General features: G+C 72.4%; 18 protein-coding genes. 11 read left to right on the top strand and 7 right to left on the bottom strand.

Annotated features, from left to right (window positions below; all coding sequences use genetic code 11):
- Positions 1-30 precede the first annotated feature (30 nt).
- From M3T53_RS02670 to galE, 3 genes are read left to right on the top strand one after another with little or no spacing between them, the layout of a single operon-like run.
- Positions 31-1,233 carry a 5-(carboxyamino)imidazole ribonucleotide synthase gene (locus M3T53_RS02670; protein WP_272432911.1) on the top strand — a complete coding sequence of 401 codons (1,203 nt, stop codon included), beginning with the start codon at positions 31-33 and terminating at the stop codon, positions 1,231-1,233.
- Positions 1,230-1,790 (top strand): 5-(carboxyamino)imidazole ribonucleotide mutase, encoded by a 561-nt coding sequence (gene purE, locus M3T53_RS02675; RefSeq protein WP_272432912.1) that lies wholly within the window; start codon positions 1,230-1,232, stop codon positions 1,788-1,790. The genes M3T53_RS02670 and purE overlap by 4 nt, the downstream gene beginning before the upstream one ends.
- A gap of 41 nt (positions 1,791-1,831) precedes the next feature.
- Positions 1,832-2,830, top strand: coding sequence for a UDP-glucose 4-epimerase GalE (galE, locus tag M3T53_RS02680; protein WP_272432913.1), 999 nt, complete (start codon positions 1,832-1,834; stop codon positions 2,828-2,830).
- Between the two features lie 92 nt (positions 2,831-2,922).
- Here galE and M3T53_RS02685 read toward each other — a convergent pair whose 3' ends face one another.
- From M3T53_RS02685 to M3T53_RS02700, 4 genes are read right to left on the bottom strand one after another with little or no spacing between them, the layout of a single operon-like run.
- The gene (locus M3T53_RS02685) at positions 2,923-4,407 is read right to left on the bottom strand and encodes an LCP family protein (protein WP_272432914.1); all 1,485 of its coding nucleotides are present in this window, start codon (positions 4,405-4,407) and stop codon (positions 2,923-2,925) included.
- Positions 4,404-5,711 carry an LCP family protein gene (locus M3T53_RS02690; protein ID WP_272432915.1) on the bottom strand — a complete coding sequence of 436 codons (1,308 nt, stop codon included), beginning with the start codon at positions 5,709-5,711 and terminating at the stop codon, positions 4,404-4,406. Before M3T53_RS02690 ends, M3T53_RS02685 begins: the two co-directional genes overlap by 4 nt.
- A gap of 18 nt (positions 5,712-5,729) precedes the next feature.
- Entirely contained in the window at positions 5,730-6,128 is a 399-nt protein-coding gene (locus M3T53_RS02695; RefSeq protein ID WP_272432916.1) for a DUF2304 domain-containing protein, read from the bottom strand.
- Positions 6,125-6,808 (bottom strand): glycosyltransferase family 2 protein, encoded by a 684-nt coding sequence (locus M3T53_RS02700; RefSeq protein WP_272432917.1) that lies wholly within the window; start codon positions 6,806-6,808, stop codon positions 6,125-6,127. The genes M3T53_RS02695 and M3T53_RS02700 overlap by 4 nt, the downstream gene beginning before the upstream one ends.
- 68 nt (positions 6,809-6,876) lie before the next feature.
- On the opposite strand from M3T53_RS02700, the gene M3T53_RS02705 reads away from it, so the two are divergent.
- The 3 genes from M3T53_RS02705 to M3T53_RS02715 are packed head-to-tail and all read left to right on the top strand — an operon-like array spanning position 6,877 to position 9,647.
- Positions 6,877-7,521, top strand: coding sequence for an acyltransferase (locus M3T53_RS02705; RefSeq protein WP_272432918.1), 645 nt, complete (start codon positions 6,877-6,879; stop codon positions 7,519-7,521).
- Positions 7,511-8,614, top strand: a complete 1,104-nt coding sequence (locus tag M3T53_RS02710; protein WP_272432919.1) for a DegT/DnrJ/EryC1/StrS family aminotransferase — start codon at positions 7,511-7,513, stop codon at positions 8,612-8,614. The genes M3T53_RS02705 and M3T53_RS02710 overlap by 11 nt, the downstream gene beginning before the upstream one ends.
- A 1-nt stretch (position 8,615) precedes the next feature.
- The gene (locus M3T53_RS02715) at positions 8,616-9,647 is read left to right on the top strand and encodes a Gfo/Idh/MocA family protein (protein ID WP_272432920.1); all 1,032 of its coding nucleotides are present in this window, start codon (positions 8,616-8,618) and stop codon (positions 9,645-9,647) included.
- Between the two features lie 55 nt (positions 9,648-9,702).
- On the opposite strand, the gene M3T53_RS02720 is transcribed toward M3T53_RS02715, so the two are convergent.
- Both M3T53_RS02720 and M3T53_RS02725 read right to left on the bottom strand, forming a co-directional pair.
- Complete coding sequence (locus M3T53_RS02720; RefSeq protein ID WP_272432921.1) at positions 9,703-10,872, bottom strand: glycosyltransferase; 1,170 nt, start codon at positions 10,870-10,872, stop codon at positions 9,703-9,705.
- Positions 10,869-12,173 carry a lipopolysaccharide biosynthesis protein gene (locus M3T53_RS02725; RefSeq protein ID WP_272432922.1) on the bottom strand — a complete coding sequence of 435 codons (1,305 nt, stop codon included), beginning with the start codon at positions 12,171-12,173 and terminating at the stop codon, positions 10,869-10,871. The genes M3T53_RS02720 and M3T53_RS02725 overlap by 4 nt, the downstream gene beginning before the upstream one ends.
- Before the next feature lie 423 nt (positions 12,174-12,596).
- On the opposite strand from M3T53_RS02725, the gene M3T53_RS02730 reads away from it, so the two are divergent.
- On the top strand, positions 12,597-13,832 hold the full coding sequence (locus M3T53_RS02730; RefSeq protein ID WP_272432923.1) for a glycosyltransferase: 1,236 nt from the start codon (positions 12,597-12,599) through the stop codon (positions 13,830-13,832).
- A 588-nt stretch (positions 13,833-14,420) separates the two neighbouring features.
- Positions 14,421-15,689, top strand: a complete 1,269-nt coding sequence (locus tag M3T53_RS02735) for an alpha-hydroxy acid oxidase (protein WP_272432924.1) — start codon at positions 14,421-14,423, stop codon at positions 15,687-15,689.
- 407 nt (positions 15,690-16,096) lie between these two features.
- Here the strand turns inward: M3T53_RS02735 and M3T53_RS02740 are convergent, their stop codons facing one another.
- Entirely contained in the window at positions 16,097-17,236 is a 1,140-nt protein-coding gene (locus M3T53_RS02740; protein WP_272432925.1) for a hypothetical protein, read from the bottom strand.
- Between the two features lie 476 nt (positions 17,237-17,712).
- On the opposite strand from M3T53_RS02740, the gene M3T53_RS02745 reads away from it, so the two are divergent.
- The 3 genes from M3T53_RS02745 to M3T53_RS02755 are packed head-to-tail and all read left to right on the top strand — an operon-like array spanning position 17,713 to position 21,819.
- Positions 17,713-19,047, top strand: a complete 1,335-nt coding sequence (locus M3T53_RS02745) for a nucleotide sugar dehydrogenase (protein WP_272432926.1) — start codon at positions 17,713-17,715, stop codon at positions 19,045-19,047.
- Positions 19,048-19,100: 53 nt separating this feature from the next.
- Positions 19,101-20,897, top strand: coding sequence for a MarR family transcriptional regulator (locus M3T53_RS02750; RefSeq protein WP_272432927.1), 1,797 nt, complete (start codon positions 19,101-19,103; stop codon positions 20,895-20,897).
- A gap of 1 nt (position 20,898) precedes the next feature.
- Positions 20,899-21,819: a DMT family transporter gene (locus M3T53_RS02755; protein ID WP_272432928.1), complete on the top strand. Its 921-nt coding sequence runs from the start codon at positions 20,899-20,901 to the stop codon at positions 21,817-21,819.
- The last annotated feature ends 70 nt before the right edge of the window (positions 21,820-21,889 follow it).

Here is a 21,889-nt window from a genome sequence, read left to right on the forward strand (position 1 = left end):
CCGGACCCGCACTCGCGCTAGGTTGGGAGCGTGGATCCAGTGCGCACCAGCCGTCCCGTCGTCGCCGTCATCGGCGGCGGCCAGCTCGCCCGCATGATGCACGAGAGCGCCATCGCCCTCGGCATCGAACTGCGCCCCCTCGTCGAGGCCGACGACGGGGCCACCGGGCGGGTCGTCGTCACCAAGGCCGCCGGGAGCCCCGCCGACCCCGGCGCCGTCGAATCCCTCGTCGACGGCGCCGACGTCCTCACCTTCGAGCACGAGCACATCCCCCGCGAGGTCCTCGACGCCCTCGCCGAGCGCCTCCCGATCGAACCGGCCCCCGACGCCCTCGTCTACGCCCAGGACAAGATCGCCATGCGCGAAAGGCTCACCGCCCTGGGGATCCCCTGCCCCCGGTGGGCGGTCGTCCGCGACGAGGCCGACCTCGCCGCATTCGCCGCCGACGTCGGATGGCCCGTCATCGTCAAGACCCCCACCGGCGGATACGACGGGCACGGCGTCCACATCGCCCACGGGGCCCGCGACGCGGCCGACTGGTTCGCCCCCGGCCCCCTCCTCGCCGAAGAGCTCGTCCCCTTCGCCTGCGAGGCCGCCGCCCTCCTCGCCCGATCCCGCTCCGGGCAGATCCGCTCGTGGCCCGTCGCCCTGACCGAGCAGGAGGACTCCGTGTGCTCGGTCGTCACCGCCCCGGCCCGCGCCCTCCACCCCCGGACCCGCGAGCGGGCCCGCGCCATCGCCGAGCGCATCGCCCGCGAGCTCGACGTCACCGGCGTCCTCGCCGTCGAGATGTTCGTCGTCGGAACCGGCGCCGACGAGCGCGTCCTCGTCAACGAACTGGCCATGCGGCCCCACAACACCGGCCACTGGACGATCGACGGCTCCATCACCGGTCAGTTCGAGCAGCACCTGCGCGCCGTCCTCGACCTGCCCCTCGGCTCGACCGACCTCATCGTCCCCGGGTCGTCCGCCGTCATGGTCAACCTCCTCGGATCCGACCTGCCCGACCCCGCGCGCGCCCTCGGCGACGCGATGCGGGCCGGCGGCCCGACCGCCCGGATCCACCTGTACGGCAAGGAGGTGCGGCCTGGGCGCAAGCTCGGCCACGTCACCGTCGTCGACCCCGACCCGGCACGCGCCCTCGAACTCGCCCGGGCGGCCGTCGCCGCCCTGCGCGGCGAGCAGCAGCCGCCCGCCGCAGCGCCCGACCCCGACCCGCAGGAGCCCCGATGAGCAGCCGACCCGCGCCCCCCGATCTCACGCTGACCCCCACCGGGGACGCCCCCCTCGTCGGCGTCGTCATGGGATCCGACTCCGACTGGCCGACGATGGCGGCAGCCGTCGACGCCCTCGCCGAGTTCTCCATCCCCTGCGAGGTCGGCGTCGTCTCCGCCCACCGGATGCCCGAGGACATGGTCGCCTACGGGCGCTCGGCCTCCTCGCGGGGCCTGCGCGTCGTCATCGCCGGCGCCGGTGGCGCCGCCCACCTGCCCGGGATGCTCGCCGCCCTGACCGAACTGCCCGTCATCGGGGTCCCCGTGCCCCTGCGCTACCTCGACGGCGTCGACTCCCTCCACTCGATCGTCCAGATGCCCGCCGGCGTCCCCGTCGCCACCGTGTCCATCGGGGGCGCGCGCAACGCCGGACTGCTCGCCGCCCGCATCCTCGGCGCCGGAGACGACCCCCGGGCCCTGCGGCTGCGCGCCGCGATGCGCGACTTCCAAGCCGACCTGCGACGCGCCGCCGTCGACAAGGGCGCGGCGCTGGCCGCCCGCGTCGGACGCGACTGAGCGCTCCTTCCGCGAGAACCCGGCGCCGCTATGCTGGCGCCATGAGCATCCTCGTGTGTGGCGGCGCCGGCTACATCGGCGCCCACGTCGTCCGTCTCCTCCTCCAACGCGGCGAGAGGGTCGTCGTCGTCGACGACCTGTCGACCGGCAGCGCCGACCGGATCGGCGAGGCCGCCCTTGTCCGCCTCGACGTCGCCTCCGACGAGGCGCCGACCGTCCTGGCGAACACGATGGTCGACGAGGACGTGACCGCCGTCATCCACTTCGCGGCCCGCAAGCAGGTCGGCGAATCCGTCGAGCGCCCCATGTGGTACTACCAGCAGAACATCGGGGGGCTGGCCAACGTCCTCGCCGCCATGAACGAGGCCGGCGTCGACCAGATGATCTTCTCCTCGTCGGCCGCCGTCTACGGGATGCCGCCCGTCGAGACCGTCGCCGAGGACACCGAATGCCATCCGATCAACCCCTACGGCGAGACGAAGCTCATCGGCGAGTGGATGATGGCGGACTGCCAGAGGGCGTGGGATCTCAAATGGATCGGCCTGCGCTACTTCAACGTGGCCGGCGCCGGCTGGGCGGACCTGGCCGACGACGCGGTGATGAACCTCGTGCCCATGCTCCTCGACCGGCTCGAGCGGGGCGAGTCCGCGAAGATCTTCGGCGACGACTACGACACCCCCGACGGGACGTGCATCCGCGACTACATCCACGTCCTCGACCTTGCCGAGGCCCATGTCGCGGCCCTCGACGTGCTCTCCGAGGGCCGCCAGCCCGAGCACCACACGTACAACGTCGGCACCGGCCTGGGCACGTCCGTGCGCGAGATCGTCGACGGCCTGCGCCGCGTCATCGGCTGGGACTTCCCCGTCGAGGTCCTCGGGCGCCGCGCCGGCGACCCCCCCAAGCTCATCGGCGATCCGTTGAGCATCGGGGTCGATCTGGGGTGGAAGGCGAATCGCGGGGTCGACGAGATCCTCGAATCGGCGTGGGAGGGGTGGCAGGCGGGGCCTCGGCGCTTCGATCCGCCGACTGTCCGCTGACGCGTGTGCACGCCGATGCGTTTCGACGCGGTTTCAGCGCCCGACGGCGCCAGAACGTCGTCGAAACGCATGCTCGTGCACGCGCGAATGCGTTAACCCACCCGGTTGAGGTCTCCTGGGGTCAGGGTTCCGGCCCGTAGGGCCGCGAAGAACTCCGGCGCGGTCTCATCGACGAGGAGGACCGCCGAAGCACCGTCGTCGGTCGTGAAATCGATGGTCTCGATCGGCGGCGTCCCCATCATCTGGGCGCCCGCCGCGGAGCGGAAGGCGAGGACCAGGCGGGCGACGTCCAGGGCCGACGAGTCCTCGTCCACGGTGAAGGCCGACGACCCGGCCCTCTCGACGCGCAGCGTCCTGGCCGGATTGAGGAGGGTCGACGGGGACATCGCCTTGCCGACGACCTGGGAGATCACCTGGCGCTGACGCTTCGTCCGGCCGATGTCGCCCTCCGGATCGGAGTAGCGCATCCGCGAGAACGCCAGCGCCGTCGCCCCGTCGACGGTCGAGCATCCGGCGGTCCACGTCAGGCCCGACAGGGGGTCGTCGACGTCGGAGTCGTAGCACAGCTCCACCCCGTCGACAGCGTCGACGATGTCGGAGACACCCCCCATGCCGATCTGGACGTAGTGGTCGACGGTCAGGCCCGACAGGCGCTCGACGGACTCGACGAGCAGCCGCGACCCCCCGTAGGCGTAGGACGAGTTGATCTTGTCCCACCCGTACCCCGGGATCTCGGCGTAGGCGTCCCTCGGGATCGACACGGCGACCGCCTGCCCGTTGGGCGCGATGTTGACGAGCATGATCGAGTCCGAGCGCTCGCCGCCCTCGAAGCCGTCCTGAACGGCCCCGTCCGCCCGCGAATCCGACCCGGCCAGCAGGTAGGTCGTGCCGTCGGTGCCCGGCTCCCCCGACAGGGCCCGGGTCCGCCCGAGATTCGCGTTGACGTCCCAGAAGAGGAATCCGCCCCAGGCGACGACGAGGACAACGGCGAAGACGAGGAGGCGGATGATGGCCCGCCCCGGCCTGCGGCGCCGCCGCGCCGGGCGCGGCCCGGCGGCCGAGACCGGGGCCCACTGGGGGCGGGCCGCCGCGGGCCGCGGCGCGGGAGCTCCCGAGGGTCGACCCGCGCCGCGCGCCGGTGCGTGGGCGGGCACGGGGCCGGCCGGTGGAGGCTGGCGGCGCTGGGGCGCGTAGGCCGGGGGCATCTGCTGGGGGCCCGACCCGGATGCCGACCCCGACCGCGTCGAGGGGGAGTCGACGGAAGGGGAGAGGGCGATGGAATGGTCGCCCCGGGCGCGCACGGAGGCCCGTTGCGGGGCGAACGAGGGGGGAGCGGTCTGCGGTGCGTCCCCGTCGGACGCCGCCAGGCCCCCCGCCGCGCGGGGGCGGTCCCGCCGATCCACCGGGATCCTCCACTGGCGGGCAGCGGGCTCGTGGGACGGCGGAAGGGCCTCCGGTCCCTGTTCGGGGGCCGGGTGCTCGCGGGGGGCGGACGAGCGGTCTTGCCCCGCGCCCTGCGGGGCCGGGGGCCTGCGGCGCTTCGGGTCGGGGGCGAAGGACGGGGGAGTGGGGCTCATCGATTCGGCGGGCAGGTCTGAGTCGGAGCGGGCGCGCTCTGAGCGGCGGGATCGGCTGAAGGCTCCTGCTGGTCAGCGGCGGGGGAGGACCCGTCGGCAGGATCCGACTGGACGCCCGACTCGGCCCCCTCGCCCGGGGAAGGAGCCAGGTCCGGATCGGGGACGACGAGGACCTGGCCGTTGCCGTCGGTGTACTCGGTCGAGGGAGGCAGGGGCTGATCGGCGATGAGGGAATCCCACACCATCGTCGCCATCGGCTCGACGGCGATGACGCGATTCTTGTCCCACGGGGCGGGCGCGTTCGGCATGGTGATGAACTGGATCTGGGCCCTGTCGATGTCGAGGAGCGACAGGAGCAGGCCGGCGTCCGTGTTGATGTCGGAGAGGTTCGGGGAGATCTTCAAGGAGCCGATCGACGCCTGGAGGAAGGACACGAGGGCCGGGAAGTCCGTCACATAGTTCTTCGCCAGGAGCTCTCGCATGATCGCCGAGACGAGCTGCTGCTGGCGGCCGATCCGGGAGATGTCCGACCCGTCGCCCAGGTCGTAGCGGGCACGCGCGTAGGACAACGCCTGGTCACCGTTGAGGAGCTGGCAACCCGCCGGCAGGTCGAGCCGGGCCAATTCGTCGTACGCGGGCTCATCGAGGTTGAACCACACGCCCCCCAGGGCGTTGACCATCGAGATGAACCCCGCGAAGTCGACGACCCCGAAGGCGTCGATCGTCAAGCCCGTCATCTCCTCGACCGTCGACTTCGTGCAGGCGATACCCGAGGCGATGTCCGTCCCCCAGTTCGCGCCGATGGCGAACGCCGTGTTGAACATGCCCTCGGTGCTGCCCGACACCGATCCGTCCATCCGCGTGCACGACGGGATGTCCGTCCACGTGTCCCGGGGGATCGACACGACCTGGATCCTCGAGCGGTCGGCGGACACGTGAACGACCATCGTCGTGTCGCCGCGCAGGGACTCGACGTCGGAGGAGTCGCCGGCGCCGACATTCGCGTTCTCCCCCTCGCGAGAGTCCACACCGACGAGGAGGATATTGAGGGGTCGACCCTGGAACTGGTCGGCCGGCAGCTCCGGCTCTTGGGGGCCCGACTGGGGGGAGGCCCCGAGCCCGGAGATGTCGAGCGCCGAATCCTCGACCTGGCGGGCGAACGACTGGTAGAGGAATCCGGCGGTCGAGACGACGAAGAGCGCGACGGACAGGGCGACGGCGGCGACCGACCTGGCGACGCCGAAACGATAGGGGGAGGTCGCCGCGTGCTGGACGGTGCGACTGCGCCCGCGAGTGCCGTGCATGCTCATATTCTCGAGAGTCTAGCGGTCGGATCCCGCCGGATCGCCCCTCCCCGCCGGATCTGCGGGAATCGACCCCTCCGGATGGGAGACGTGCGACAGGGCGACGGCCCGCGCCAGGTCCGTGATCCGCCTCTCGGCCGCAGCCTCACGGCGATACGCCGTCGCCGCCTGGGCCAACAGGGCCAGGACCAGCGCGTACACGAGGAGGTTGACGCCCCGCTCGACGCCCAGCGCCGACGCCGCCCGGTTGAGAGCCCCGGGAAGCGCCACCGCGACCATCGCGAACACGACGAGGGCCATCATCGACAGGCGGCGCACAGCCAGATGCGACTGCGAGCGGACCGGGCGCACCAGCCACCAGGCGATGACGACCAGGCCCCCCAGCAGGAGCACGCGGATCAGCAGGTAGTGGGTCATCGGCCCCCCATGACGAGTTCGACGAGGATGTTGACCGAGTTCAGCAGCGACTGCCCCTTGGCCCTCGAATAGTCCGTGTAGCGGACGTGAACGGGCGCCTCGCGCCACGCCAGCCCCGTCGCCGCCAACTGCTCGACGATCTGAGTGGCGTGCGCCATCCGGTTGTGCGTCAACCTCACCCGTGTCAGCGCGTCGCGCCGGATCACCCGCAGCCCGTTGTGGGCGTCCGTCAGCTTCAGCCCCGTGCGCAGGCGTGAGACGCAGGCGGCGGCCCGCAGGACGAGTCGACGCAGCCGCGACATCTCGCGTGGGGCCCCGTCGAGGAAACGCGACCCGAGGACGAAGGCCGCCCCCTCCCGTTCGGCCAGGTCGACGAGGTCGGCGGCGTCCTCGGGACGATGCTGGCCGTCCGAATCGAACGTGACGACGTAGCGGGCCGACGTGCTCGCCAGCACCCAGTCGAACCCCGTCTGCAACGCCGCCCCCTGGCCGAGGTTGATCGGGTGGGTCGCGACGTGGGCGCCGGCCGCCAAGGCGGCCGCACCCGACGAGTCCGACGAGCCGTCGTCGACGCACAGGACGTGCGGGAAGAGCGTCATCAGGGGAGCTAGGACGTCGGCGACGACGGCGGCCTCGTTGAACAGGGGGACCACCACCCAGACGTCCTCGCGCGCGCTCATGGGCTCATTCTTGCACCCCGCCGGCCGCGCGGCCCCGGCGGTGCGCGGGCCGACCCCGTGCCCCTACGATGAGGAGCGGAGAAAGGAGCGCCGTGGCCAGCATCGAGCAGAGCGCCGACGTCGACCCGACCGCCGTCGTCGGCAGCCGAACACGCGTCTGGCACCTCGCCCAGATCCGACAGGGGGCCCGCATCGGCGACGACTGCGTCATCGGCCGCGGCGCCTACATCGGCGCCGGCGTGAGCGTCGGCGCCGCGTCGAAGATCCAGAACCACGCCCTCGTCTACGAGCCCGCCGACCTGGGCCCCGGCGTCTTCATCGGCCCGGCCGCCGTCCTGACGAACGACCGCTTCCCCAGGGCCGCCAACCCCGACCTCACCGTCAAGACCGGTCGGGACTGGCAGCGCGTCGGCGTCGTCGTCCGCGAAGGGGCTTCCGTCGGGGCGCGCGCCGTCTGCGTCGCCCCCGTGACGATCGGACGCTGGGCCCTCGTCGCCGCCGGGGCCGTCGTCACCCGCGACGTCCCCGACTTCGCCCTCGTCGCCGGCGCCCCCGCCCGCCGCGTCGGCTGGGTCGGCCGCGCCGGCGTCCCCCTCGACCCCGACCCGCACGAGGAGGGCGTCCTCGTCTGCCCGGCGACGGGCGCCCGCTACCGCCTGACCGCCGACGGCGCCCTCGTCGAAGAAACCCCGGAGGCGCGAGATGACGCGTGAGACGATCCCCGCAGCCCGGCCCCTCATCGGCGAGGAAGAGATCGCGGCCGTCGCCCGCGTCATGCGCACCGGCATGCTCGCCCAGGGCCCAGAGGTCGCCGCGTTCGAGGAGGAGTTCGCCCGCCGCCTCGTCCCCGGCGCCCTGGCGATCGCCGTCAACTCCGGAACCTCCGCCCTCCACCTCGGGCTCCTCGCCGCCGGCATCGGCCCCGGAGACGAGGTCGTCGTCCCCTCCTTCACCTTCGCCGCCACCGCCAACGCCGTCGCCCTGACCGGCGCCGCGCCCGTATTCGCCGACATCGACCCCGACTCCTTCTGCCTCGACCCGGCATCCGTCGACGCCGCGATCACCGGGCGGACCCGCGCGATCATGCCCGTCCACCTCTACGGGCACCCCGCCGACATGAAGCGGCTGGGCCGCCTGGCCGACGCCCGCGGCCTCCTCCTCGTCGAGGACGCCGCCCAGGCCCACGGGGCCCTCCTGGACGGGCGCGCCGTCGGCTCCTTCGGGGCGGTCGCCGCCTTCAGCCTCTACCCGACGAAGAACATGACGAGCGGCGAGGGCGGCATGGTGACGACCCGCGACGAGCGGCTCGCCCGGCGCGTGCGCCTCCTGCGCAACCAGGGGATGCAGACCCGCTACGCCAACGAACTCGTCGGATTCAACAACCGGATGACGGACGTCCACGCGGCCATCGGCCGCGTCCAACTGACCCGGATCGACGAGTGGACGAGGCGGCGGCGCGCCAACGCCGCCGCCCTCGACGAGCGCCTGACCGGCGTCGCCGTCCCGCCGGTCGCCCCGGGGGCCGTCCACGTCTACCACCAGTACACGATCCGCATCGACGCCTCCGAGCGCGACCGCTTCGCTAAGGCCCTGCGCGACGAATGGGGCGTCGGCACCGGCGTCTACTACCCGACCCCGTGCCACCGGCTCCCCTCCCTTGAGGGCTTCGCCGGCGACCTCGACCTGCCCGAAACCGACAGGGCCGCGCGCGAGGTCGTCTCCCTGCCCGTCCACCCGTCCCTGACGCCCGACGACCTCGACAGGATCGTCGAGGCCGTCAACGCGTGCGCGTCGGCGGGGGCCTGATATGACGAGGGCCCCGCTGAGGATCGGCGTCCTGGGCATCGGCGCCATGGGGCGCCACCATGTCCGCAACATCCGGGCCCTGCCCGGCGTCGAGCTCGCCGCGCTCGCCGACCCCGCGGGGGACCGGTACGGGGTCGCCGGAGGCCTCGACGTGGGCCACGACGTCGACTGGCTCATCGGACGGGGGATCGACGCGGCCGTCGTCGCCGTCCCCACGGCCCTCCACGAGGAGGCCGCCCTGGCCCTGGCCGAGGCCGGCGTCCACGCCCTCATCGAGAAACCCCTGGCCGCCGACATCGACGCTGGCGAGCGCATCGCCGCCGCATTCGAGGGAGCCGGACTGGTCGGCGCCGTCGGGTACGTCGAGCGCTGCAACCCGGCGATCATCGAGATGCGCCGCAGGCTCGACGCCGGTCAGCTCGGCGAGGTCTACCAGATCGTCACGCGTCGGCAGTCCCCCTTCCCCGCGCGCATCAGCGACGTCGGGGTCGTCAAGGATCTCGCGACCCACGACGTCGACCTGGCCGCATGGGTGGCCGGCGCCCCCTACGAGTCCGTCTACGCCCAGACCGCCCTGAGGTCGGGGCGCGAGCACGAGGACCTCCTCGTCGCCTCCGGCCGCTTGGCCAACGGGGTCCTCGTCAATCACCTCGTCAACTGGATGTCTCCCTTCAAGGAGCGCACGACGGTCGTCACCGGCGCCCGGGGGGCCCTCGTCGCCGACACCGCGATGGGGGACCTGACGTTCTACGAGAACGGCGACATGCCGGTCCTGTGGGATCAGATCGCCGCGTTCCGGGGAGTCTCGGAGGGGGTCGTCACCCGCTACGCCCTGAGCAAGCGCGAGCCCCTGGCCGTCGAATGGGAGCGCTTCCGCGACGCGATCACCGTCGGAGGCCGCGAGTACGTCTCGATGCGCGAGGGGCTGGAGGCCCTGCGCGTCGTCGAAGCGATGCTCGACTCGGCCGCGCGGGGGCAGTCCCGCCGACCGGTGTGCACGCGGATGCCCTTCGACGAGGTTTCGGGCCCCTGAGCCGTCCCGCAGCGCGCCGAAACGCATCCCGGTGCACGCCGATCAGTCGACCGCGTCAGTCGACCGCCCGCGAGTAGATGTCGCGCAGGCGGAGCGTCGCCGCCGCCACCGATCGGTGCTCGACGACCCACCGGCGGGCGCTCGCGCCGATCGTCCGGCGTTCGCCGGCGTCGAGCGACAGCGCCGTCATCAGACTGCGTGCCAGGGAGTCCGGATCGGCCTGGGAGGCGAGGAGGGGCCGGCACGCGGGGGACACCATCTCGGGCGCCCCGCCCGCTCCCGTGACGACGACGGGCAGCCCGCAGGCCTGCGCCTCCAAGGAGACGAGCCCCGCCGCCTCGGAGCGCCCGCCGGTCGTCCGGGTCGCCAGGACGAGGGCGTCGGCCCGGCGCATCCACTCGCGCACCCGGTCGCGCGCCAGCGCCCCGGCGACGACGATCCCCGGATCGCGCGCGGCCGCCCGTTCGGCCTCGGCCCGCCAGGGGCCGTCGCCGACGAGGACGAGCCGGTGCGGGGCGCGGGCGAGCAGGCGCTCGCGGGCGGCGAGCAGATCGGGGATCCCCTTGAGGGCGGACAGGGCGCCGACGTGCAGGAGGACGGGGGAGCCGTCGTCGGACGGGAGGAGCCCTGGCGCCGGGACCGCGGGGGGCCCGGGCGTCGTGCTCGCGGGGGGCCCGGGCGCCCAGTAGTCCGTGTCGACCCCCTGGTAGTGGACCTCGACGCGCCCGGCCGGAGCCCCCGAGTCGAGGGCCACGTCGGCCAGATGACGCGAGACCGCCAGGAGCAGGCGCGACGCGGCGAAGGCCTCGGAGACGTTGCGCCGATTCCAGGCGCCCGCCGCCCCCCGGCCCCCGATCCCCGACGGCCCCCAATAGGCGTCGCCCCCGTGCAAGGTCGTCACCAGGGGGGCGCCCAGGTCGCGGGCCGCCCGGACGGCCGGCAGGGACCACGTGGCCTGCTGCTGGTGGACGACGCCCGGCCCCCAGGAGACGATCCTGCGGCGCATCCGCCCGAGCGCCGCCCACTTGAGGGGCTCGCGCGCGCGCCGGGGCCAACGGCCCGCCCCGGGGGCCGCTTCGTCGACCTTCAACGAGACCCGGGGGTCGGTGATGTCGGCGCACAGGACGAACGCCCGCCAGTCGATGTCGGGCATGGCCAGGGCGTGCTCCACGGCGAAGTACGTCGGCGGCACCCACAGGGTGCCCTTCGTCAGCGCGACCCTCATGCGGGTCCCCGTTCGCCCGCGGGAGCGCGGTCCCATGCGCGGGCCACGGCCCCGGTCAAGGCGACGAGCCCCGCCAGGAGCAGGGCCATCGCCGCCGACACCCAGTGGACGGCGACGACGATCGAGGTCCCGGACGACCCGAACCAGGAGATGAGGGCCAGGGGGACGGCGGCGTAGACGACGGCGAAGCCGAGCATCAGCGCCTGCCGGTCGGCGACGACGAAGACCGTGGAGATCGGGGAGGTGACGACGTTGAGGAGGAGCCAGGGGACCAGGGCCCGGGCGATCAGCCCGGACTCCTCCCAGCCGGGCCCGAGATACCAGGGCAGGAGGACGGGGGCGACGAGCCACAGGACCGCGAAGGGCACGAGTCCGGCGAGCAGCGAGGCGCGCGCCGACCGGATGACGAGGCGCGTCATCGAGCCGCGCTCGACGCGCGCGAAGCGCTGGTAGAACACCTGGGACAGGGCGCCGGTGACGAGGGCGACGGGGGCCTGCATGAGGAGCCACGCCCGGGAGAACTGCCCCTGCGGATCGGCCGCGAAGTACACGCCGATGAGAACGACGATCCCGTTGACCCGCACCGCGTCGACGAGGGCGTTGGGGGCGTTGAGCAGGGGCATGCGCCGGTAGCGGGCGAAGAGGCGGCGCAGGGGGCGTCCGTCCGTCCCCGGCGGGGAGAACGCCTCGCGCCCCGTCCAGGCCAGGAGCGCCGAGGCCCCCGCCTGGCCCACGACCTGGCTGAGCACCTGCCCGGGGACGGCCCCCGCGCCGGCCAGCGCCATGCCGATCCTCGTCGACTCGACGAGGCCGGCCTGGACGACTCGGTTCCGGCCGATCGGGGCGAAGCGGGTGCGTCGCGTCATCCAGTAGCCCAGGGCGGTCGTCGTCGCCGTGCAGAAGACGAGCGGCCCGGACCACCACAGCCAGTCGGAGGCCTCGGGGTGGCCGAGGAGGGAGGCGATGGGGTCGCGCCAGACGGCGCACACGAGGCAGACGAGGACGCTGACGGCGCCGGAGCAGGCGAGGACGGCGCGCATCAAGCGGCGGGCCTCGGCCTCGGAGTCGGGCAGGACGATGGCCATGTCGTAGCGCAGGGCGGCGACGGGGGCGATGACCTGGGGGATCGCCATGAGGGCGGCGAAAGCGCCGATCTGGGAGGGCGAGTAGAGGCGCGCGATGATCGGGGTCGTCACGAGGACGACGAGTTGGGCGAGGACGGTCCCGGTGAGCAGCGTCGACACGTGAACCAGCGTCGGATGACGACGGCCGGCGTCGAGGAGGCGCCCGGGCAGTTTCACCCCGTCATTGTCGCACCGCCCGGCTGGGATATGGGGAGAGTGTGCACGCGGATGCTTTTCGACGCGTTTTCGAGCGTGGAAGGCGCAGTTTCCTCGCCGAGACGCATCCGCGTGCACAGGGCCGGTGCGATCCGGTCCCGAGCGGTCTTGCGGAGGGCGAGGACAGGAATCGACCGGAGCCGCCCTGCGCCGCCGGATTGAGCGACGGAGAGGGGGTGGGGGCGTCCGTGGCGGGGAGAGCCGCCCTGCGTCGTCGGATCGCGCGTTTGAGTTTGTGTCAAGCATGGCCGGGTGTGAGGAGCCGCCCTGCGCCGCAGGAATGCGCCCCGTCCTATCGCCGGGCGGGGCGGCATGGCCGCCTCATGGGCCGTACCGGGAGACGTCGGCGTCGCCGTCGGGCGCCGGGTGGGGCACACTGGGCGGGTGCACACCCCAGTGACCGTCCGGCGACCGCGCATCCTCGTCGCGACCCGCCTCTTCGCCCCCGAGCCCGCGGCGGCGGCGCTGCGCCTCCTCGCCCTCGTCGAGGCCCTCAAGGACGGGGGCGCCGACGTCGAGGTCCTCACGTCGCGCCCCCCGGCGGGCCTCGCCGAGGAGGCGTCCGATCTCGACGCCCGGCTCGCCCGCCCCGGCCCCGACGGGGCCCGCGTGCGCGTGAGCCGCGCCCCCGTGCTCAGGGACGCGACCGGCGCCGTTCGCGGATACCTCCCGTACCTGTCCTTCGACTTGCCGCTCCTCGCGCGGCTGCTGGTCGCGCGCAGGGCCGACGCGGTGGTCAACGAGCCGCCGCCGACGACGGGGGCCGTCGTGAAGGTCGCCTGCGCGTTGCGGCGGATCCCCCGCGTCTACTTCGTTGCCGACATCGTCTCCGACGCCGCGCGCGCCCAGGGGGTGGCGCCCGGCGTCGTCGCCGTCCTCACCCGCCTGGAGGCCTTCGCCCTGCGCGGCGCCTCGCGGGTTCTCGCCGTGTCGGAGGGGGTGGCGGCGCGCGTCCTCGACCTGGCCGGGCGCGGCGCAGATGTCGTCCCCAACGGGATCGACACGTCCTGCGGGCCGGTGGATCCCCGGGAGCAGGAGCCGCCCGCCGACTGGCCCGGCACCGACGGGCCGGTCTTCGTCTACGCGGGGACGGTCGCCGAGTGGCTCGCCCCGGAGGTCTTCATCGAGGGGTTCGCGCGCGTCGCCGATCGGATGCCGGGCTCGCGCCTCGTGTTCCTCGGGCAAGGGAGCGCCTGGGACGCCCTTAGGCGGGCGACAGCCGGGCGAGGGGACGTCATCTGGCATCCGACGGTCTCCGCCGACGAGGCGAGGCTCTGGGCGGCACACGCGTGCGCGGGCCTGGCGTCGATCCGCCCGGGCGCTTACGACTACGCGTATCCGACGAAGATCCTCTCCTCGTTGGCCGCCGGCACCCCCGTGATCTACGCGGGGCCGGGCCGCGCCCGGGAGGATGTCGTCGAGGGCCGCCTGGGGTGGGCGGTCGACGCCGATCCGGGGGCGGTCGCCGAGGCCCTGCTGGAGGCGGCGGCGTGCCCGGCATCGGATCAGCGCCGGGACCGGTCGAGGCTGTGGGCGTGGGTGGAGGGCAACCGGTCGGTGCGCGTGAGCGCGGGCCGGGCGGCGCGCGTCGTCCTGGAGGCGGCGGGGCGGGGGCGCTGACGGGCCGAGGCCGGGTCCTCGCGGCGACGGGCGCCCGGGGTCGTCGATGGGCCGGTGGAGCCTTTCCCCGTAGACCGTCGTCGTGGACAGAACCCGTCCCGGGCCAGGACACCCTCGTGTGAACGACCCCGTGCAGAATGCCGCGCACGGCGCCTGTCCGTGAGGCCGTCATCAGTGGGCGGGAGTCTCCTGCTCTCGTGAAGAATCCGTCCTTGCGAGGTGTCCGATGGGATGAGACGAGCCCAGCGCCCGCCCGGACTGCGGCGGAGCCCTTCTCGGCCAGGACGTCCACGGCCAGGACGCCCTCGTGTGAACGACCCCGCGCAGAATGACGCGCACGGCGCCCATCGGAGAGACGGACGCTCGACAGGCTCGATCCACGGAGGTGCTCGATTGCCGGTGGGGGCGTCGCCTGCTGTGCCGTGCGACCGTGGCATCGGATCCCCGCGGTCCTGGAGGAGGGTGGAACGGGAGTCTTTAAATTTAGGCAAGCCTTGCCTGATGAAGATCAACCCTCTAGCATCGTCGTGCTCCTGGGTCTTTAGGCCTAGTGGGTGTTCGTCGCTCGCCACAACGGAGGTGGTCATCATGGTCAAACGCCAGGTCCCCAATCCCCTGGAAATCTTCGAGCTCCTGCGCTTCAAGAAGCCGGACTTCAACGCGCGCCGCCGCAGGCTCTCCGCCTGCCAGACGATCTGGGACCTGCGGGCGATCGCCAAGAGGCGCACCCCCGCGGCCGCCTTCGACTACACCGACGGCGCCGCCGAGGGCGAGATCTCGCTGCGCCGAGCCCGCCAGGCCTTCCGCGACATCGAGTTCCACCCCGACGTCCTGCGCCCCGCCGTCGACGTCGACACCTCCTGCCAGATCCTCGGCGGCCCCTCGGCCCTCCCCTTCGGCATCGCCCCCACCGGGTTCACGCGACTCATGCAGACCGAGGGCGAGGTCGCCGGCGCAGGGGCCGCGGGCGCCATCGGCATCCCCTTCACCCTGTCGACCCTGGGCACGACCTCCATCGAGGACGTGCGCGCCGCCAACCCGCACGGGCGCAACTGGTTCCAGCTCTACGTCATGCGCCAGCGCGAGATCTCCTACGGGCTCGTCGAGCGCGCCCAGGCCGCCGGGTTCGACACCCTGATGTTCACCGTCGACACGCCCGTGGCCGGCGCGCGCCTGCGCGACCGCCGCAACGGCTTCTCCATCCCGCCCCAGATCACCGCCGGGACCGTCCTCAACGCGATCCCCAGGCCCTGGTGGTGGTTCGACTTCCTCACCACGCCGAAACTCGAGTTCGCCTCCCTGTCGTCGACGGGGGGCACGGTCGGCGAACTCCTCGACTCGGCGATGGACCCGACGATCAGCGACGAGGACCTGGCGGTCATCCGCAGCATGTGGAAGGGCAAGATCGTCGTCAAGGGCGTGCAGAACATCCCCGACGCCACCCGCCTGCTCGACCTGGGAGTCGACGGCATCCTCCTGTCGAATCACGGCGGGCGCCAGCTCGACCGCGCCCCCGTCCCCTTCCGCCTCCTGCCCGACCTGGTCCGCGAGGTCGGCTCCGACGCGACGGTGATGATCGACACCGGCATCATGAACGGCGCCGACATCGTCGCCGCCTGCGCCCTGGGCGCGAAGTTCTCCCTCATCGGGCGCGCCTACCTCTACGGGCTCATGGCCGGGGGCCGCCAGGGCGTCGACCGCGCCCTGGCGATCCTCAGCGAGGAGCTCGTCCGGACGATGAAGCTCCTGGGCGTGTCGAGCATCGAGGAGCTGGAGCCGCGCCACGTCACCCAGCTCACCCGCCTGACGCCGGTGCGCCCCCAGGTCAAGGCGGCCGCCGACGCGATGTCGCGCTAGGCGCTGCTCCCCGCGAGGCCTCAACGGCTTGCGCGGGGCCCGCGAGCCGGGTCCGGTGGGCGACGAGCGTCTCCTACCGGACCCGGCAGCTGTCTGCGCTCGGCCGGGACGCCAACGGCCGCGGTGGCCGCGGGAGGGGGAGGCCCTGCGAGCGGGCTCGGGTTGTTCGAGGCCCGCGGACGATCACCGGGCCCCGTGTCTCTCTCCGCGGGCGCCGGGCGCGACTCTCACCTCAAAGACCAACGACCTCAGCGGCGTCGTCTCTCCCGGGGGCGCCGGGCGCGACTGCGATCCGGCGATGCGCACGGCGGCCATCGCGGCGGGGTCGTCGGGTCGTAGCGGGCGGCGGGGCCTCGGGGTGCTCCTCGCGGCGGACGATCGCCGGGCCCCGCGCGCCGACCGGGTCCTCAGGCGCCGAGCAGGTCGGAGAGGATCCGTCGGGCAGTCTGCGCCTCGTGCTCGAAGCTCAGGGCAGGCGCCGCCCGATGCGAGGCCTCCTTGAAGGCGGCGACCCGTTGGGGGGTCAGCGTCCTCAGGGAGTCGACGATCCGCTCGACCTCGAAGCCGTCGGAGACGACGCCCAGGCGGTGCTCGCCGACGATCTCGGCCATCTCGATGCTGGGCCCCACTGCGAGGGCCAGGCGCGCCTGGACGAAGTCGAAGAGCTTGTTCGGCAGGGTCAGGCGCGCGTTCGTGGTCGTCGGGGGGATCCAGAAGACGCCGACGTCGTACGCGTTGAGCGTCGCCGGCAGGGCGGCGGGCGGCACGGGGTCGTGGAAGACGACGCGCTCGCAGCCCGCGGCCCGCGCCCGCAGATCCCGCAGGTGGGCGCCCCGGTCCCCGCCGGCGACGAGGTACAGGTCGAGGCGGAAGGAGTCCCCGGCCGTGAGGACGGCGTCGATCATCGCGTCGAGGCCGCGGCCGGGGATGGCGGCCCCCGAGTGGACGAGCCGGAGGGGCCCGTCGGGGGCGACGGGGGAGGGAGCGAGGTCGGCGTAGGGTGCGGCGTTGCGCATGAGGAGCGGGCGAACGCCGTAGCGCTCCTCGTACAGGGCGGCGATCCGAGTGCCGACGGTGGTCTGGGCGGCGGTCAGGGGCAGGTAGCGGCGGCACACGGAGTCGATCCACGGGGCGACGAGGAGGCGCCAGGCGATGACGTGGGTCCGCTCCTCGGGCGCCCATTCGTGCAGGTCCGCCCAGATCGGCGCTCCGTCGGCGACGGCGTGGGCGAGGGGGAGGGCGCGGGCGTCGTTGGCGATGACGAGGTCGAAGCGGCGCATGGCGAGGCGGTCGAGGACGGCCGCGGATCCCGGGGCGGCGAGATCGCTGGCGCGGTGCCGGCGCAGCGCGAGGTCGACGACGCCCCGGGGGGTCTGCGGCAGGGAGGGGGCGTCGGCGGGGATCTCGACGTGGTCGTGGGAGTAGGGGGTGGCCGGGCCGTATCCGCAGGTGGTCACCTCTGCGAATTCGCTGACCACGCTCAGTTGGCGCAGGACTCGCGCGTCCCGGGTCAGTGGGGAGAAGGAGAGGTCGAGGATCCGGGGCATGGGGGCAGTGTAGGTGCACTGGTCGGGGAGGGCCGGTGAACCGGGTGATGGGCGGGTGCCCTGCTGTAGCGCGGGGGCGGCGTTGGATGCTTGAAGACCCGCACGCCTTGCACCGCCAGCGGGTCCTGCGCGTACTCGTCGTGCCGTTCTCGACCATCGTGGCGCCACGTGCATCGCAACGCGGCGCGTTCCTCGTCACACGCACCGAACATGCTCTCAGAGCGTGTTCACCCCCTCATTTCCCAGCCTTCAAGCCATAAGAACACAGTCGCGTACACGCATTCTTGCCGCTGCCCTTTCGTTCGCGCTGACGTGGTGTCGGCTCATTCGACCGTCGATGGGCCCCGGTGGCGCTTGTCGATCGTGCGGTCGGTCTGGGCCCGGCGGGATGGAGCGGCCGGGAGGTCGGGGATGTTCTCGATGTCCGGGCATACTGTGGAGCGTGCGGCGCCGGCCGCAGGAGGGGAGGAGCCGTCATGCGCATCGCCGTCGTCGCGCTCGGCAAGATCGGGTTGCCGCTGGCCGTCCAGTACGCCCGCAAGGGGCACGAGGTCGTCGGCGTCGACGTCGACGAGGCGGTCGTCGATGCGGTCAATGCCGGTCGCGAGCCGTTCCCGGGGGAGGCCCGACTGGGCGGGTACCTCGCGGAGGAGGTGGCTTCGGGCCGTTTGCGCGCGACGTCCTCGTACGCCGAGGCCATCCCCGGCGCCCGGGCGGTCGTCGTCGTCGTCCCGCTGGTCGTCGACGCCGAGTCCCGGCCCGATTTCGCCCGGATGGATGCGGCGACCGCCGCCCTGGCCGCGCATGTGGAGCGCGGGACCCTGATCTCCTACGAGACGACCCTGCCCGTCGGGACGACCCGGGGCCGGTGGAGGCCGATGATCGAGCGGATCTCCGGCCTTGTCGAGGGGCGGGACTTCCATCTCGTGTTCAGCCCCGAGCGGGTCCTCACGGGTCGTGTCTTCGCCGACCTCAGGGCCTATCCCAAGCTTATCGGCGGCCTCGACGAGGCCGGTGCGCGGGCGGGGAGGACCTTCTACGAGTCCGTCCTCGACTTCGACGAGCGGCCCGACCTGCCCCGCGCGAACGGCGTGTGGGACATGGGCTGCGCCGAGGCGGCCGAGATGGCCAAGCTCGCCGAGACGACCTATCGGGATGTCAACATCGGCCTGGCGAACCAGTTCGCGCGCTACGCGGACCGGATCGGCATCGATGTTGAGCGCGTCATCGAGGCGTGCAACTCCCAGCCGTACAGCCACATCCATCGGCCCGGGATCGCGGTGGGGGGTCATTGCATCCCCGTCTACCCGCGCCTGTACCTGTCGACGGATCCGCAGGCGTCGATCGTGCGCGCGGCGCGAGCCGCCAACGCGGCGATGCCCGCGTACGCGGTGTCGCGGGCCGAGGAGGTTCTCGGCGGCCTGTCGGGCCTTCGTGTGGCGGTCCTGGGGGCGGCCTATCGCGGCGGCGTCAAGGAGACCGCGTTCTCGGGGGTGTTCGATGTCGTCGCCGAGCTGCGCGCGCGCGGCGCCCGCGTCGGGGTCCATGACCCGTTGTTCTCCGATGAGGAGATCGCGGCGCTCGGGTGGGAGCCGTACCGCTTCGGCGACGAGGTCGACGCGGTGATCGTCCAGGCCGATCATGACGAGTACCGCCGGATCGGCCCCCTCGATCTGCCGGGCGCGCGCCTGCTTGTCGACGGGCGTCGCATCACCGATCCCGGGCGGTGGGCGGGGACTGCGCGGATCGTCATCGGCGGAGGAGGGGAGGAGGACGCGCCGACACCGGTGTTCACAAATATAGATTTATGATCTATGTTTGAACGCATGGGGAGAGACCCCTGAGATGAACGATCGGTGATCCCGTGACGACGCCCCTGACCCAGACCCAATTCGACGTCCTCTACGCGCTCTTGCGCGAGGACGCCCCCCTGACCCAGCGCGATCTCAAGGCCCGCACCGGCATCTCCCTGGGCCGCGTCAACACCGCGGTGCGCGAATGCGAGGCCCTCGGCTACATCGACGCGCGCGCCCTGACCGACGCCGGCCGCCGGGCGCTGGACCCCTACAAGGTCGACAACGCCGTCATCATGGCCGCCGGCCTGTCCAGCCGCTTCGCCCCCATCTCCTACGAGCGCCCCAAGGGGACGCTGCGCGTGCGCGGGGAAGTCCTCATCGAGCGCCAGATCCGCCAGCTCCACGAGGTCGGCATCACCGACATCACCGTCGTCGTCGGCTACAAGAAGGAGTACTTCTTCTCCCTCATCGACGCCTTCGGCGTGAACATCGTCGTCAACCGCGACTACGCCAGCCGCAACAACAACGGCTCCCTATGGCTCGTGCGCGACCGACTCGCCAACACCTACGTGTGCTCCTCCGACGACTACTTCACCGTCAACCCCTTCGAATCCCACGTCTACCGCGCCTACTACTCCGCCGTCCACGTCGACGGGCCGACCGATGAATGGTGCCTGTCCACCGGCCCGGGCGGACGGATCACCGGCGCGACCATCGGCGGGGCCGACGCGTGGACCATGCTCGGCCACGTCTACTTCGACCGCGAGTTCTCCCGCCGGTTCGCCGCAATCCTCGAGCGCGTCTACCACCGCCCCGAAACCGCCCCCAAGCTCTGGGAGAGCATCTACCTCGACCACGTCAAGGACCTCGACATGGTGATCCGCCGCTACCCCGACGGCGTCATCAACGAATTCGACTCCGTCGACGAACTGCGCGACTTCGACCCGAACTTCATCGAGAACATCGACTCCGAGGCCTTCGACAACATCGCCGGGGCGCTCGGCTGCGACAAAACCGACATCCACGACTTCGCCCCCCTCAAACAGGGCATCACCAACCTGTCGTGCCGATTCCGACTCGGCGACGACCAATACGTCTACCGCCACCCCGGCGCGGGCACCGACAAGATCGTCGACCGCGACGCCGAATTCGCCGCACTCGAACTCGCCCGCGACATCGGCGTCGACCGGACGTACATCGCCGGCGACCCCGTCAAAGGATGGAAGATCTCCCGGTTCGTCCCCGACGCGCGCAACCTCGACGTCACCGACGAGGCCGAACTGGCCCGCGCGATGCGCATGAGCCGCAGCCTCCACGAATCCGACCACCGCCTCGCCCGCAGATTCGACTTCGTCGCCGAGGGCCTGCGCTACGAAGACCTCCTCGCCCGCGAGGGCGCCATCTGCGTGCCCGGCTACTTCGAGCTGCGAGACAAGGTCCTGCGCCTCAAAGCGTTCACCGAGGCCGACGGGTACGGCCTCGTCCCCAGCCACAACGACTTCTTCCCCCCGAACTTCCTCGTCGCCCCCGACGGGAGCATCGACCTCATCGACTGGGAGTACGCCGGCATGTCCGACGAGGCCTCCGACTTCGGCACCATGGTCGTGTGCACCGCCGACATGGACGACGACCTCGCCGACACGGCCCTCGTCCACTACTTCGGGCGCACCCCCACCCCCCTCGAGCACCGCCACTTCTGGGCCCACGTCGTCTTCGCCGGCTGGTGCTGGTACGTGTGGGCGCTCCTCAAAGAGGCCGAGGGCGACGACGTCGGGGAATGGCTCCTCACGTACTACCGGCACGCCGCCGACTACATCGACCCCCTCCTCGCCCGCTACGAGGCCGCGGCCGGACAGGAGGCCTGACATGAGATGGGGAATCCTCTCCGGGGCCCTGTGGGGCCTCGACACCGTCGTCCTCGGCATCGCCCTGGGACTGGCGCCCTTCCTCGGCGCCGGCGAGGCCTCGTTGGCCAGCGCCCTCCTCCACGACGCCGCCTGCGCCCTCATCCTCCTGATCTACATGGGCGCCCGCGGCCGGCTCGGCGACACCCTCGCCGCCCTGCGCACCCGATCCGGCAAGGCCGTCATGCTCGCCGCCCTCCTCGGCGGCCCCTTCGGCATGAGCGGATACCTCATCGCCATCAACCACATCGGCCCCGGGTACACGGCGATCATCTCGACCTTCTACCCGGCCGTCGGCACCCTCCTCGCCTTCCTCCTCCTCAAGGAGCGGATGCGGCCCCGGCAGATCATCGCCCTCCTCATCGCCCTGACCGCCATCGTCGTCATCGGCTACTCGTCGACCTCGGACGGTGGGGGCAACCCCGTCATCGGCGTCATCGCGGCCCTCGCCTGCGTCGTCGGATGGGGATCCGAGGCCGTGATCCTCGCCTGGGGGATGCGCGACGAGGCCGTCGACAACGAGACGGCCCTCCAGATCCGCGAGACCACATCCGCCCTCGTCTACCTCGCCGTCGTCGCCCCCCTCGCGGGCGTCCTGGGCTTCACCTTCACGGCCGTCCCCAGCTTCGGCACCGGCGTCATCGCGCTCGCGGCCCTGGCCGGGACTGCCTCTTACCTCTTCTACTACACGGCGATCAACACGGTCGGGGCCTCGCGCGGCATGGCCCTCAACATCTCCTACTCCGCGTGGGCGGTGATCTTCGCGTTCGTCCTCATGGGGACCACGCCGACCCCGCTGCAGATCGTCTGCTGCCTCGTGATCCTCGTCTTCACCGTCCTGGCGGCCACGCCCGACTGGAAGGACCTGCGGGTCCGGCGATGAGACGGGCGGGTCGGCGCCCCGCCCCCTCGCGCCGTGGCACAATGCGAGCCGGGAGGCCGGGCGCGCCCCG

This window comes from Actinomyces sp. B33, from assembly GCF_028437565.1.
GTDB lineage: Bacteria > Actinomycetota > Actinomycetes > Actinomycetales > Actinomycetaceae > Pauljensenia.